Origin of the sequence: Chryseobacterium formosense (genome assembly GCF_900116415.1) — a bacterium.
Classification (GTDB): domain Bacteria; phylum Bacteroidota; class Bacteroidia; order Flavobacteriales; family Weeksellaceae; genus Chryseobacterium; species Chryseobacterium formosense.
The window spans coordinates 147236-160751 of record NZ_FPAP01000003.1 but is presented as its reverse complement, the minus strand read 5'-3'; the positions used below and the strand labels follow the sequence as shown (position 1 = coordinate 160751).

Annotated in this window: 14 protein-coding genes and 1 tRNA gene; 12 read left to right on the top strand and 3 right to left on the bottom strand. The window is 33.8% G+C overall.

All coding sequences use genetic code 11. The features are described from left to right. Positions 1-22: 22 nt before the first annotated feature. The 5 genes from BM371_RS12330 to BM371_RS12310 all read left to right on the top strand — a co-directional run bounded on the left by BM371_RS12330 (position 23) and on the right by BM371_RS12310 (position 2758). Positions 23-562, top strand: a complete 540-nt coding sequence (locus BM371_RS12330) for a DinB family protein (RefSeq protein ID WP_034676988.1) — start codon at positions 23-25, stop codon at positions 560-562. A gap of 236 nt (positions 563-798) precedes the next feature. Continuing rightward, positions 799-1401: a DUF2911 domain-containing protein gene (locus tag BM371_RS12325; protein ID WP_034676990.1), complete on the top strand. Its 603-nt coding sequence runs from the start codon at positions 799-801 to the stop codon at positions 1399-1401. A gap of 1 nt (position 1402) precedes the next feature. Further along, positions 1403-1930 carry a GNAT family N-acetyltransferase gene (locus tag BM371_RS12320; protein WP_034673561.1) on the top strand — a complete coding sequence of 176 codons (528 nt, stop codon included), beginning with the start codon at positions 1403-1405 and terminating at the stop codon, positions 1928-1930. A gap of 213 nt (positions 1931-2143) precedes the next feature. Then, the gene (locus BM371_RS12315) at positions 2144-2512 is read left to right on the top strand and encodes a cupin domain-containing protein (RefSeq protein ID WP_034673563.1); all 369 of its coding nucleotides are present in this window, start codon (positions 2144-2146) and stop codon (positions 2510-2512) included. 3 nt (positions 2513-2515) lie between these two features. After that, a complete protein-coding gene (locus tag BM371_RS12310) occupies positions 2516-2758 on the top strand; it encodes a hypothetical protein (RefSeq protein WP_034673564.1) in 243 nt (80 codons plus the stop codon). Positions 2759-2789: 31 nt separating this feature from the next. Here the strand turns inward: BM371_RS12310 and BM371_RS12305 are convergent, their stop codons facing one another. The 3 genes from BM371_RS12305 to BM371_RS12295 form a co-directional block, all read right to left on the bottom strand. Next, a complete protein-coding gene (locus BM371_RS12305) occupies positions 2790-3533 on the bottom strand; it encodes a dienelactone hydrolase family protein (protein WP_034673565.1) in 744 nt (247 codons plus the stop codon). A gap of 63 nt (positions 3534-3596) precedes the next feature. Beyond that, entirely contained in the window at positions 3597-4778 is a 1182-nt protein-coding gene (locus BM371_RS12300) for a hypothetical protein (protein WP_034673566.1), read from the bottom strand. A 14-nt stretch (positions 4779-4792) separates the two neighbouring features. After that, entirely contained in the window at positions 4793-5221 is a 429-nt protein-coding gene (locus tag BM371_RS12295) for a type I restriction enzyme HsdR N-terminal domain-containing protein (RefSeq protein WP_034673568.1), read from the bottom strand. A gap of 7 nt (positions 5222-5228) precedes the next feature. On the opposite strand from BM371_RS12295, the gene holA reads away from it, so the two are divergent. The 7 genes from holA (at position 5229) to xylA (ending at position 13509) form a co-directional block, all read left to right on the top strand. Next, the gene (gene holA / locus BM371_RS12290) at positions 5229-6266 is read left to right on the top strand and encodes a DNA polymerase III subunit delta (protein ID WP_034673570.1); all 1038 of its coding nucleotides are present in this window, start codon (positions 5229-5231) and stop codon (positions 6264-6266) included. 85 nt (positions 6267-6351) lie between these two features. Continuing rightward, positions 6352-7452, top strand: coding sequence for a hypothetical protein (locus BM371_RS12285; RefSeq protein ID WP_034673574.1), 1101 nt, complete (start codon positions 6352-6354; stop codon positions 7450-7452). Between the two features lie 117 nt (positions 7453-7569). Further along, entirely contained in the window at positions 7570-8511 is a 942-nt protein-coding gene (gene trxB, locus BM371_RS12280) for a thioredoxin-disulfide reductase (protein WP_034673576.1), read from the top strand. 216 nt (positions 8512-8727) lie between these two features. Next, a tRNA-Ser gene (locus tag BM371_RS12275) sits at positions 8728-8815 on the top strand. 1042 nt (positions 8816-9857) lie between these two features. Further along, positions 9858-10574 (top strand): NUDIX hydrolase, encoded by a 717-nt coding sequence (locus BM371_RS12270; RefSeq protein WP_034673579.1) that lies wholly within the window; start codon positions 9858-9860, stop codon positions 10572-10574. Between the two features lie 16 nt (positions 10575-10590). Beyond that, on the top strand, positions 10591-12075 hold the full coding sequence (locus tag BM371_RS12265; protein ID WP_034673580.1) for a xylulokinase: 1485 nt from the start codon (positions 10591-10593) through the stop codon (positions 12073-12075). Positions 12076-12180: 105 nt separating this feature from the next. Further along, positions 12181-13509, top strand: a complete 1329-nt coding sequence (gene xylA / locus BM371_RS12260) for a xylose isomerase (protein ID WP_034673582.1) — start codon at positions 12181-12183, stop codon at positions 13507-13509. The last annotated feature ends 7 nt before the right edge of the window (positions 13510-13516 follow it).

Below are 13516 nucleotides of genomic sequence, written 5' to 3'. Positions count from 1 at the left end.
GGAAATTTGCAATAAAATTGATATGAAAATTCCTGCAAAACAGTTACTTAATGAATTGAAAAATTTTACAAATGAAAATCTGGAATTTGTAGAAAGTCTTTTAAATATATCCGATGAAAAACTCAATTTCAGAAATTCAGAAAAAAGCTGGAGCATTTTGGAATGTCTCGAACATCTAAATCTTTATGGTAAATTTTATATCCCTGAAATCACCAACCGACTAAAGAATTCGGATACAAAACCAATAGATATTTTCAGTTCCGGAATTTTAGGAAATTATTTTGCGAAAAGTATGCTTCCAAAGGAAAATTTAAACAAAATGAAAACCTTCAAATCGATGAATCCTATTCATAGTGATCTGGACAAAAGAGTTTTGACTGAATTTATTGCTCAGCAAAAACAAATGATTCAACTTTTGAATGATGCTGAAAATGTCAATTTAAATAAGGTGAAGACAAGCATCAGTATTTCAAAATTTATTAAACTAAAACTTGGTGATACTTTCAGATTTGTAATCTATCATAATTTAAGACACATTGAACAGGCAAAAAGAAATCTTTAAATTAAGCATTAATCTTAGTGAGCTTTTCTGAGTGAAATCGAAGATTCGACGAAGTCAAACACCTTTGCGAATTTGAAGACATTTATTAGTTAAAAAAATCTTTGCGTTCTTTGTGTTTTAAAAAATATAATCATAACAATTAAGGTTTTTTTCATCAATTTTAATTTAACAAAATTTATCAAAATCGAAAAGTGATTTCTGAACTCCATTTCGTAATTTTAGCAAAAATTTTAAAAGTGAAAAAACTATTATTTGCAGTTTGCATATCGGCTTCGGCTTTAAGTTTTGCTCAGGATTATTCTGTGCCTGCGGCAAGTCCGCGTCAGAAGGTAGAACAGCAGTTTTCTATGTCTAAAATTTCTGTAGACTATGGAAGACCAGGAGTAAAAGGTCGTAAAATCTTCGGAGAATTGGTTCCTTACGGACAGGTTTGGAGAGCGGGAGCAAATTCATCAACAAAGATTACTTTTGGTCAGTCTGTAAATTTTGGCGGAAAAACAGTTCCTGCAGGGACTTATGGTTTGTTCATTGTACCAACAGAAAAAGAATGGAAAGTAATATTAAATAAAGATTTCCAGCAGTGGGGAGCTTATACGTACGATCCAAAACAAGACGTGGTCGATGTAACGGTTCCTGTAAATAAATTAGCTGACAAGCAGGAGTGGTTTGAAATTACTTTGAATCCTACAGACGAAAATTCCGGTAATTTGGTTATCAAATGGGATATGGCTCAAGCTGAAGTTGCTTTGAAACCGGCAAAACTGGACGCGGTAAATAAGATTTCTGAAAAATTAAAAGAAATCAAAAAAATCGAATCAGAATCCAACAAAAAAGGATAAAATGAACTTTTCAATTCAACCTGAATTAGAAAACGAACAATATCAATTAATCCCCTTATCTCAAGGGGATTTTGAGGCTTTATACGAAGTGGCTTCAGACCCGAAAGTCTGGGAACAGCATCCCAATAAAAACCGTTTTGAAAAAGACGTTTTTAAAAATTTCTTCAATGGTGCAATAGAAAGTAAAGGTGCTTTTAAAATTGTTGAAAAATCAAGCGGTGATATTATTGGTAGCACTCGTTTTTATGATTTTGATGAAAATAAAAACAGTATTTTCATCGGCTACACTTTTTACGGAACAAAATCCTGGGGAAGGGGGATCAATCCTCAAATTAAAAAGCTGATGCTTGATTATATTTTTCAATATGTTGATACGGTTTATTTTCACATTGGTAAAGAAAATTTCCGTTCGCAAACTGCCTTGGAAAGATTGGGCGGAAAGAAAATTGCTGAAGAGGAAGTTGCTTATTTTGGTGAACCGACAAGAACTAATTTTGTATACGAAATTAAAAAGGAAAATCATTTTTAAGCAAATCAAATTTAAATATTAGCGCAATGGTCGCAAAGAATTTTTATTAAACTTTTTATTTTTTTGTTCGCGAAGGCGTTTGACTTCGTGGAATTTTCGATTTCACTCAGCTAAGGCTTTTGCTATCATTTGCTGAACGAAGTGCCTTTGCGAACCAAAAAGAGAAATGAATGTTGAAAATCCTTGCGACCTCCGCGTTTAAATTATCATATTATGAAAAAATATAAAATTCAAAAATCCCCATTTGTTGTTCCGACAACAGACGGAAAATTAATCGAAGAGCATTGGGGAAATTCTACCCAGAATTCAAATATTTCCATTGCTCACATGGTTGCACCTCCAAATTGGAGCGAGCCACATCAGACTCCGGAATTTGATGAATTCACCATCATTATTTCCGGTAAAAAGCAATTTGAAATTGACGGCGAAAATGTTGTTTTAGAAAAAGGACAAAGTATTTTAATTGAAAAAGGAGCAAGAATTCGTTACAGTAATCCGTTTTCAGAACCTTGCGAATATCTTGCGATTTGTCTTCCTGCTTTTTCGATGGAATTGGTTAACAGAGAATCAGAAAATAATTAAAATATGGCATTATTAATCTGTCCTAAATGTAAAGAACAGTCGTTCACATGGTTTGTTGGTGGAAAAGCTGGTCTCACAACCTGGAGCTGTTTCGATTGTGATTACGAAGCAAAAGAAGTTGAGAGTAATAATTCTGCCTGCGAAAACTGTGGAGAAATTTCAAAAATAAAGTTAAAAGATAAAGAAAAAGAGTATTGGTGGTGTTTCAATTGTAATACAACCAGTGATATAAAAAAGCAACCTTAAATAAATGAGGTTGCTTTTTAATATAAATTTATTATTTCAAAATCTCTTTTAAAAACAGAAGGGTATGATTCCATGCTCTTTTTGCCATGATTTCATTGTAATCAGGAGATTTTGGGTCGGTAAAAGTGTGTTTTGAATTGGCATAAGTAATGATTTGCCAGTCTGCTTTACCGTCATTCATTTCTTTGACCAGATTATTATAATCTTCGGGCGTCACACTTTTATCTTCTGCAGGATTTTCTACCAAAATTTTAGTTGATATAGCTTCATTTGGTCTTGACTGGTCTTTCCCGATACTTCCGTGAATAGAAACTACGCCTGCAACAGGAAGTTTCCCTCTCGCTGATTCCAACGCACCGGTTCCGCCAAAACAATATCCGATAACTGCAATTTTATCTGAAACCGCTCCGTTTTTCTTTAATTGTTCTAAAGCTAATGAAATTCTTTTCTGATAAGCTGCATAATCTTTTTTGTAGAATCCAGCAGTCTTCGCCGCCGAAGCATTGTCTGTCGGAATATTCCCTTCGCCATAAATATCTGCAATAAAGGCAATATATCCTTGTTTTTCCAAATCGGCGGCAGCCGTTTTTGCTTCATCATCAATTCCTTTCCAAGCAGGAAGAATGAGAACTCCGGGAAGTTTTTTTCCGGCATTTGATGTAACCAATCCGTTGAGTTTCTGTGAACCATCCTGGTAAGAAACAGTTTTTAGTTTTTGGCTGAAAACTGTTGTTGAAGTGAGTAGAAGTATTGACGAAATTAGTAAATGTTTCATATATAATTTTTTTTTTGTGAATAAATATACATTACGTATGCAAATGTTACGCTAAAAAATAGCCTATTTACTTAAATCTTCACTGGTAATCAATTTGTCAATCTTTTCATTGAAATTTGCTTTTGTAATTCCCGAAACATTTTCCAGTGTTTTAAAGTAATTGTCTTGATTTTCACCGTCGAATTTTCCACAGTTTAAGAGTTCCAACACACCGCTGAATCCTTTTTCTTTTTCAATTGTTTTAATGATCATTGCATTAATAAGGTTTTCAATGTAAAGTGGAGTCGAAGAGAGGCTGAAATTTTGTTTTGTACCGTACAGCGACAGCCAATCTGTTTTTTGAGAAACTGAATAGGCATTTTTAAAGTGAATCCATATCTGTTCCCATTTATAAAAAGGATGTCCATCGTTGATATATGAATAGCCTTCCAAAACTGGCACATACAGATTCTTTTGTGGATATTTCTCTGTAATCCTCGCTTTCCAAAGGCTGCCAAAAGAAAAATCATCCAGCATTCCTTTTTTTGTAGCAACAATCATCGTACTCTGATTGTTATCTGTTGCCGATTCTATTCCCAGAAAAAAATTATTGGGGGAATAATCTCTTTTGTAAGCAATTCCAAACAGCTCGTAAGCTTTATATATATCATCTACACAATATATTTTAGTGGGAATTTTTTGTTCTTTTAAATTTAAACTCAGTTGATTATTTTTCGCAATAAAATCTCTCAGTTTTTTTTCGTCAATCTCCTTTTCAAAATAGAAATTGTAATTTTCAATGGTTTTTGATTTCCAGCGAGGCAAATTGTTTTTGATTGCTGTCGATACAAGATATTTATTGTTAATTTCCTGTAGTATGATTTCAATTTTTGCTACAGAATTTTTTATTTCCTTGTCCTCGTAATAGCAATTCAGATGTATTGTAAAATTATTTTTGTTACTCGCTTCAGCCGATGTAACCTCATACATCAGCATGTAATTGGTGCTGAATACTTTGCTGTTCTGCAGTTTTCTAAGCTCATCCAGAAACAACCATGTTTCCAATTTATTATCAGGATTTACAATCGTTAAGTCTTCATTTTTGAGGCTTTTTTCTAAAATAAAATGACTTACTACATCAATCATTTTTTTTCTTTTTAAAGCATCTTCTACAACATCCAGATTGTTATTAATTAAAACTTTCGATTGTGAAAAAGTAAAAATAGAAAACAGTAAAAATGAAAAAAGAAATACATTTCGGGGCATCAGTTGATTAAGATTTACGGTTTATAAAAAGTGTAATTTCCTTCTTCAAATTTCGCATTAATATGCTGTAAACCATTCGTCAAAACAATCTCAGACGCCCCGATAATGGAGTTGTATCTCGCTGTCTGCTCGAATGTTTTTTCCGTTAATTTTATTTGTGGCGCTTTACATTCAATCAGAATTTTTGGTTGTGTTTTTTCGGTAATTAAAAGGTCAATGCGTTTAGTTAAACCATTCAGAACAATCTTTTTTTCAGTGATTAAAGCCGATGTAGAGTAGGATTTTACGGTGAGGTAGTAATGAACCCAATGCTGTCTTACCCATTCTTCTGGGGTAAGCAAAAGGTAAGTTTTACGAATCAAATCATAAATAAAAAACTTATCTTTGTCTTTCTTGAATTTAAAATCAAAAGTTTCCTGAAAGTTCAGTTTTGGAAGTTCCATTTATACGATGAAAGAATTAGATTTAATCCTCAAAAATATTAAAAATAAAGAAGTTTTACCTATTTATTTTTTCCACGGAGAAGAACCTTACTTTATTGATGTTGCTGTAAAAGCTCTTGAACATGATTTTCTTGAAGAAGACGAAAAAGCTTTCAACCAAACGGTAACTTACGGAAAAGATACAACGTATCAGGAAATTCTTTCTTTGGCGCGACAGTTTCCGATGATGGGCGACAAACAAGTCATTATTGTAAAGGAAGCACAAGATCTGAAGCTAAATGATGATGAAAGCAAAGCTTTGGAAGCGTATGTTGAAAACCCTGTTCCGTCCACCGTTTTGGTTTTTGCACATAAACACAAGAAATTAGACAGCCGTAAAAAAGTGACAAAGTCTTTAGATAAAGCCAATGCACTTTTTCTGAGCGAATCAATACGAGATAATAATCTCCCGAAATGGATTGCCGATGAATGCATTAAATTGAATATCAAAACCGCTCCGAATATTTCTCATCTCCTCGCCGAATATCTTGGAAACGACCTTTCCAGAATTGCCAACGAGCTCGGAAAACTGAAAATTATTCTTAAAGAAGGACAAATTTTAGACGGAACCGTTGTAGAAAACAATATCGGGATCAGTAAAGAATACAATGTTTTTGAGCTACAGAAAGCTTTAGGAACAAAAAATGTAAACGCTGCATTCAGAATTGCCCATTTTATGGGTAAAAATCCGAAAAACAATCCTTTTGTAATGATGATGGCGAGCTTGTACAGCTATTTCTCGAATATTATCATTTACAATACGATGGCCGGTCAACCGCCGCAAACAATTGCTTCTCAAATGGGAGTCAATCCTTATTTTATCAAAGATTACGCGGAAGCTGCAAGATTGTATCCTTTAAAACATGCAACCCGTGTCATTTCTATTTTAAGGGAGTTCGATATGAAAGGAAAAGGTTTGGGAGCAGTGAATATGGATGATTCTGAGCTGATTAAAGAGTTGGTTTACAAGATTATCAATGTGGATAAAATTAAAATGAAAGTGTAGAAGTGAATGGTCAATTTTGCGTTGCAAGTGACTTTTAATTTAACTTTTTAAACTTAAGATAATTTATTAAATAATTTTAAACTCAATGTTAAAAGTAAATTTTCTGTGTTTTGTTTTGATTCTGTTTTTTCAGTTGTCGTATGCTCAATTCAAGATAAAATCAATTTCACCAACTGTCGACCAACAAGATTCTTTTAATATTCAAATCATTAAAACTCTCGGAGAATTTTTAGAGACTCAGAATCCAAAATTCTGGCTTGAGTCTGATTTTAAAAGATTCAAATCTCCTTATTATGAAATTATTGGCATAGAAATCGGAAAATTAGGAGACAAATTTTATCAACCGTCATTAATGGAGATAATTCCAACAGACGAAGAAGATAAAAGAATTGTAAAACTAGCTTTCATCGGATATAGTCCGGATACCAAATCCAATCTTGTAAAAGCAATCTATAATGTAATTGCTGTAAAAAATGGGGACAAAATTTTCTTTAGTAAATACATTGATTACGCAACAAGAAATTGGAAAATCAAGAATGAAGATAATATAACCTATTATATTTCAATAAATAAGAATTATAATCTTAAAGAGGCTGAAGCGCAAAAGAAAGACATCAACATGCTTTCAAAATTTTTTGACACTAAACGATTTCCTATCTTTTACTATTCAACAGTTTCTCCCGAAGAAGTTTTTAAATTGAAAGGATTTGACTATCATCCGATGATGTTCGCTGATAAATCTGGTGGATTTGCTGAAGATTACAACATTGTCATCTCGGGAAATAATTCAGAATATTACACACACGAAATTGTTCATTTATATACATCAAAACTTTTCCCTAAGATAAACCCATTCTTCGATGAAGGAATTGCCACTTATTTTGGAGGAAGCGGAAAGTTTGATTATCAATGGCAAAAAGGAAAATTGAAGAAGTTTCTCACAGAAAATCCTGATTTTGATGCTTTTGAACACTTAGATGTCTACGAAAGACTTTATTTTGAAAAGGAGACACCAATTCCTTATCTAGTTTCAGCTGTTTTATGTGAAATGATCATTTCTAAATTCGGCAAAGAAAAATTATTTTCAGTTTTCAAAAATGGAAATTCAGTGGAGGAGTGTATCAAAACATTTAATTTGAATAAAAATAATATAAATTTTGAATTGAGGAAGTTTTTAAAAGTTTAAAGCGGTTTATCATTCATCGACTTTTAACATATTAAATATTGACAAGTATCATTAATTTTCTTTTAATAAAACATTAAAAATTCCGAAATTAGCAGCCTTGAAATTGATTAATAGATTATGGAGCAAAATATTTTAGATTGTGTGATCGTTGGATCAGGACCGTCTGGTTTTACAGCAGCAATTTATGCAGCAAGAGCAGACTTGAAACCCGAATTATACACAGGTCTTGAACCGGGCGGACAATTAACAACCACAACAGAAGTTGATAATTTTCCAGGGTATCCTGCAGGAATTACCGGTCCTGAAATGATGATGGATTTACAGAAACAAGCTGAAAGATTCGACACAAAAGTGCATTATGAATTGATTACCAGAGCCGAATTTTCAAAAGAAGTTGGTGGTGTTCATAAATTATATGCAGGTAGCAAAGAGATTTTAGCTAAATCTGTAATTATTTCTACAGGAGCTACTGCAAAATATTTGGGTCTTGATGACGAGAAAAAATACAATGGAGGGGGAGTTTCAGCTTGTGCAACATGCGATGGATTTTTTTACAGAGGAAAAGATGTTGTTGTTGTCGGAGCAGGAGATACAGCAGCTGAAGAAGCGACTTATCTTGCAAAATTGGTGAATAAAGTAACCATGTTGGTGAGAAAAGATGAATTCAGAGCTTCAAAAGCAATGATTCACAGAGTGGAAAATACCCCGAATATTGAAGTGAAATTTCATCACGAGTTGATCGGAATTGAAGGTGAAAACAACTTGGTAGAAAGAGCTGTTGTCATCAACAACCAAACTCAGGAGAAATCTACGGTTGATGTACACGGAATTTTCATTGCTATCGGTCACAAACCGAATACAGATATTTTCGCAGGACAAATCGATTTGGATGAAAACGGTTATATCGTTACCGAAAAAGGTTCGTCAAGAACAAATCTTCCGGGAGTTTTCGCAGCGGGAGATGTTCAGGATCATATCTACAGACAAGCGATTACTGCTGCTGGAAGCGGGTGTATGGCTGCAATGGATGCCGAGAAATATTTGGCAGAATTACATTAATAAATTCTAATTTTAGATAGTTAAGCACTTCGAGAGAGGTGCTTTTTTCTTTTATTGATGGTTGTTTTGTCTTCTTAAAGATTATTTTAAAAAAATAATTCCCCTGATTTATAGATAATTATTAAGTTTTGTTAAAATTAACACCTAATTTTTTTTGCAATCACCGAAAAACACTCTATATTTGCACCACTGAAAACGAGAAATCGTAGTAAGTAAGGAGAGTTGGCAGAGTGGTCGATTGCGGCAGTCTTGAAAACTGTTGACTGTAACAGGTCCGGGGGTTCGAATCCCTCACTCTCCGCCAATTGGGAAACCAAAATAAGCTAAAACGCTGTAAACATCAATGTTTACAGCGTTTTTTGTTTTAGCGCTAATATTAAAAAACCATTGAGTATTATAAATCAAATGTTTAAAAAAATAACATATTTTCAACTGAACGGCTAACGTTTATTAAGGATATTTTTGTATTCCAATACTATATAGGCTTGGGATATACTGACGCAAAGCAATTTTCTTATAGAGGTATAAAATGGATATTGATGGCTGTAAGTGGATTATGTCGAAACGACCAAAAACTAAATCTTCGACAAATCTTCCACTATTTAAAACGCTATTGAAGTAATTAAAAAGTATATCTGCCCGGTCTGTTATTCTTGGAGAATCGTAAAAAGCAGGCATACTAAAACTTATCAATAACAAACAGTATTCCTGCAAAATTATAAATGACGGTTCTCAGAATTATTATATCTACAATGCCCAGATAATAAGAATGTAAAGTTTACAAAAGAAGACCTTGATATCTGTTCTATTGAAAGAATATTAAAGTATCTGTGACAACTTTTGTCAACAGAATATACCTCAGCAGTTACGAGTGCTCAGAATTAATATTTAGTATAATATCAATCTGTTTTCCTTTTTGCATTTTAGTCAAATAATTTACACGGAAAGTATGTCTTAATTGATTTATTTCCAAATCTTACACCTCTTAAATACAAAAATGGTAAAAAAAAAAGACCCGTTTTGGGCTTTTGTGAGTTTAAAAGTGTTGTTTTTACACTTGTTTTATATTTTTTTTTGAGACTGTGTTATCAAATTCTTATCATATTATTGATGAGAAAAATAATGCTTTATTATCGTAGTGATTGTGTATGTAAATACTTATTAAATGAATCGTTACATAAATAAGAGGTGTTGCAAATATGATAAGCTTATCATATAAAGTATTCATATCTTTTCATTAAAAATCGATATGTAAATTGTTGATATATAGGGTGTACTACAAATTTTATTTTTTTTATTCAATTGAATTTTTATATTTGTCATGTTACATAAATGTTAACAATTAAATGAGCCCTAATTTTATACATACATATGTTTCTGTAGATTGCGTTGTTTTCGGTTTTGACCACGAGAACAGACTAAATATTTTGCTAGTAGAAAGACATCTTGATGAAGCTAAACAGATAAAACTTCCGGGCAGCCTAATTTATAGTGACGAAGATGTGGATGATTCCGCAGAAAGAGTTTTGTATGAACTGACAGGAATAAAAAAAATGGTTCTTAAACAATTTAAATGTTTTGCGGATCCTTCGAGAGCTATTAATAAAGATGATATAAAATGGATGGATGAAGAATATAAGCATCATATTGATAGGATTATTACAGTAGCATATCTCTCATTATGTAAAATTGACCACAAAATCAACAGCACAAAGTACAATACAGTAAACTGGTTCCCTATTCATGAAGTTCCAAACCTACCATTCGATCATAATAAAATCATCAAGGAGTCTTTGGTGGAAATCAGAAGGTGGATAGAAATAGACTTTTCTATAATCTTCGAACTCCTGCCAAAAAAATTTACGATCAGACAATTGTATCAATTATACAGTGCCCTGAGTGAAAAATATATAGATATTAAGAATTTCCATAAAAAAATCTCTTCTTTCAATTATATCGTTCCGTTGAATGAAATTGAAACCAATGTATCGCATCGTGCAGCAAGATATTATAAGTTCGATGCTAAGGTTTACAAAAAAAACAATACTAAACTTATAAAATAATTCACTTCTTGAAATTATGTATTTACTAGGCTATGATATCGGCAGCTCATCTGTGAAAGTTTGTCTTATTGAGGCATCCAGCGGAAAAGTGATTGCTTCTGAATTTTCTCCTAAAAAAGAGATGAAAATCACTGCTGTTCATCCCGGTTGGGCAGAACAGAATCCCATTGACTGGTGGACTAATCTGAAACTTGCTCATGAAGCAGTAATGCACGAATCAGGACTTCATCCGGAAGATATAAAAGGAATCGGGATTACCTGGCAAATGCACGGTTTGATTTTGGTGGATAAAGACCAGAATTTACTGAGACCTTCCATCATTTGGTGTGACAGCCGTGCTGTTTCTTATGGTGAAAAAGCATTCAAAGAAATTGGAGAAGAGAAATGTTTATCTCATTTATTAAATTCACCAGGGAATTTTACAGCTTCAAAATTAGCCTGGGTAAAAGAAAATGAACCTGAGATTTTCGAGAAGATTGATAAAATAATGCTTCCGGGGGATTACATAGCGATGAGGCTTTCAGGAGAAATAGGAATGACAATTGAAGGATTGTCTGAAGGTATTTTTTGGGATTTTAAAAATAATTGTATTTCGGAGGATGTTATCAATTATTATGGGATTCCAAGGAGCTTCTTCCCTGAAATTGTCCCGACTTTTGGGATTCAATCGACAGTTTCCGCAACTGCAGCTCAGGAATTAGGATTAAAAGAAGGAACCCCAATTTCCTACAGAGCAGGAGACCAGCCGAATAATGCTTTATCATTAAATGTTTTCAATCCCGGAGAAATTGCTTCTACGGCAGGAACTTCAGGAGTGGTTTATGGAGTTTTAGATCAATTAGAATATGATCATTTATCAAGAGTAAATACTTTTGCACATGTAAACCATACGGAAGAACTGACAAGACTGGGCGTCTTACTATGCATCAACGGCACGGGAATTTTAAATTCATGGCTAAAACACAATTTTGCCACATCTCTATCTTCTTATGGCGATATGAATGACTTAGCATCTCTTTCACCAGTTGGAGCGAAGGGTTTAAGTATCATACCTTTCGGAAACGGAGCTGAAAGAGTACTGGAAAATAAAGAAACCAACTGTACCATCCACGGAATTAATTTTAATATACATACCAAAGGAGACATTTTACGCGCTGCGCAGGAGGGTATTGTTTTCTCTTACGAATACGGAATGGATATTATGAGAAAAATGGGAATGGATATTCAGGTGATCCGTGCAGGAAATGCCAATATGTTTTTAAGCTCGATTTTCAGAAAATCACTTGCCGGGGTGAGTAATGCTGTTATTGAGCTTTATGATACAGACGGAGCGGTAGGTGCTGCTAGAGCGGCCGGAATGGGAATCGGTTTTTATGCAGACTCTAAAGAAGCTTTTGCTTCTCTTGAAAGAATTGCTGTCATAGAACCACAATTAGAAAAACGAGAACAATATCTGGAAGCATATTCAAGGTGGAAAAAGCATCTTAACGAAATAATATAACCCCAAATAAAAGGAATTTTCTATCGTACTTATTGATCTCCGAGATTAGTGAGCAGGGAGTCTTAGACCAATTTTCAAACTAAACTAAAATTTAAACAATTATATATGAGCACTTTAACAGGTACAAAAGAGTTTTTTACAGGTATCGAAAAAATTAAATTTGAGGGAAAGGAAAGCAGGAATCCCTTAGCTTTCAGATATTATGATGCTGAAAGAATGGTAATGGGAAAACCTATGAAAGACTGGACACGTTTTGCAATGGCATGGTGGCATACATTGTGTGCAAATGGTAGCGATCCATTTGGTGGCCCTACAATTCATCATCCTTGGGATATCGGAAATGATGCTGTAACGAAAGCGATGCACAAAATGGATGCAGGTTTTGAATTTATGTCTAAAATGGGCTTCAATTACTATTGTTTCCACGATATCGATTTGGTAGATCCTGCAGATAACTGGAAAGATTATGAAAAAAATCTTCAGGCGATTGTAGAATATGCAAAACAAAAACAACAGGAAACAGGAATTAAGCTTTTGTGGGGTACGGCCAACGTTTTTACTCATGAAAGATACATGAACGGAGCTTCTACAAATCCAAATTTTGATGTATTAGCTTGTGCAGGAACTCAGGTTAAAAATTCTATTGACGCAACAATTGCCCTTGGTGGTGAGAATTACGTTTTCTGGGGAGGTAGAGAAGGATATATGAGCCTTTTAAATACTGATATGAAACGTGAAAAAGATCATCTGGCGCGTTTTCTTTCTATGTCAAGAGATTATGCCCGTCAACAAGGTTTCAAAGGAACTTTCTTAATTGAGCCTAAACCAATGGAGCCTACAAAACACCAATATGACTATGATTCTGAAACAGTAATTGGTTTCTTGAGGCATTACGGTCTAGATAAAGATTTTAAATTAAATATTGAAGTGAATCACGCTACTTTAGCGGGTCACACTTTCGAACATGAGCTTCAGGTTGCTGTAGATGCAGGGCTTTTAGGAAGCATTGATGCCAACAGGGGAGACTACCAGAATGGTTGGGATACAGATCAGTTCCCGATAGATTATTATGATATGGTTCAGGCTTGGCTGGTACTACTTCCGGCAGGAGGTTTAGGAAAGGGAGGAGTCAATTTCGATGCAAAAATCAGAAGAAATTCTATTGATGCTGAAGATTTATTCATCTCTCACATTTCAGGAATGGATGTTTTTGCAAAAGGACTTCTTGCTGCTTCTGATATTCTAGAAAATTCTGATTATAAAAAATTGAGAACAGACCGTTATGCTTCGTTTGACAACGGAAACGGAAAGGCTTTTGAAGACGGGACGCTTACTTTGGAAGATCTTCAGAGAATAGCTCATGAAATTGGGGAACCACAGCCAAAAAGCGGAAAGCAGGAATTGTTTGAAGCTTTAGTGAATATGTACATTTAAAAACAAA

What these genes read in the sequence shown, in the direction of transcription:
- BM371_RS12330 (WP_034676988.1), top strand. Translation starts at nt 23, where the DNA reads ATGAAAATTCCTGCAAAACAGTTACTTAATGAATTGAAAAATTTTACA.
- BM371_RS12305 (WP_034673565.1), bottom strand. Translation starts at nt 3,533, where the DNA reads ATGAAACATTTACTAATTTCGTCAATACTTCTACTCACTTCAACAACA.
- BM371_RS12300 (WP_034673566.1), bottom strand. Translation starts at nt 4,778, where the DNA reads ATGCCCCGAAATGTATTTCTTTTTTCATTTTTACTGTTTTCTATTTTT.
- holA (WP_034673570.1), top strand. Translation starts at nt 5,229, where the DNA reads ATGAAAGAATTAGATTTAATCCTCAAAAATATTAAAAATAAAGAAGTT.
- BM371_RS12270 (WP_034673579.1), top strand. Translation starts at nt 9,858, where the DNA reads ATGAGCCCTAATTTTATACATACATATGTTTCTGTAGATTGCGTTGTT.
- trxB (WP_034673576.1), top strand. Translation starts at nt 7,570, where the DNA reads ATGGAGCAAAATATTTTAGATTGTGTGATCGTTGGATCAGGACCGTCT.
- BM371_RS12265 (WP_034673580.1), top strand. Translation starts at nt 10,591, where the DNA reads ATGTATTTACTAGGCTATGATATCGGCAGCTCATCTGTGAAAGTTTGT.
- BM371_RS12320 (WP_034673561.1), top strand. Translation starts at nt 1,403, where the DNA reads ATGAACTTTTCAATTCAACCTGAATTAGAAAACGAACAATATCAATTA.
- xylA (WP_034673582.1), top strand. Translation starts at nt 12,181, where the DNA reads ATGAGCACTTTAACAGGTACAAAAGAGTTTTTTACAGGTATCGAAAAA.
- BM371_RS12285 (WP_034673574.1), top strand. Translation starts at nt 6,352, where the DNA reads ATGTTAAAAGTAAATTTTCTGTGTTTTGTTTTGATTCTGTTTTTTCAG.
- BM371_RS12310 (WP_034673564.1), top strand. Translation starts at nt 2,516, where the DNA reads ATGGCATTATTAATCTGTCCTAAATGTAAAGAACAGTCGTTCACATGG.
- BM371_RS12295 (WP_034673568.1), bottom strand. Translation starts at nt 5,221, where the DNA reads ATGGAACTTCCAAAACTGAACTTTCAGGAAACTTTTGATTTTAAATTC.
- BM371_RS12315 (WP_034673563.1), top strand. Translation starts at nt 2,144, where the DNA reads ATGAAAAAATATAAAATTCAAAAATCCCCATTTGTTGTTCCGACAACA.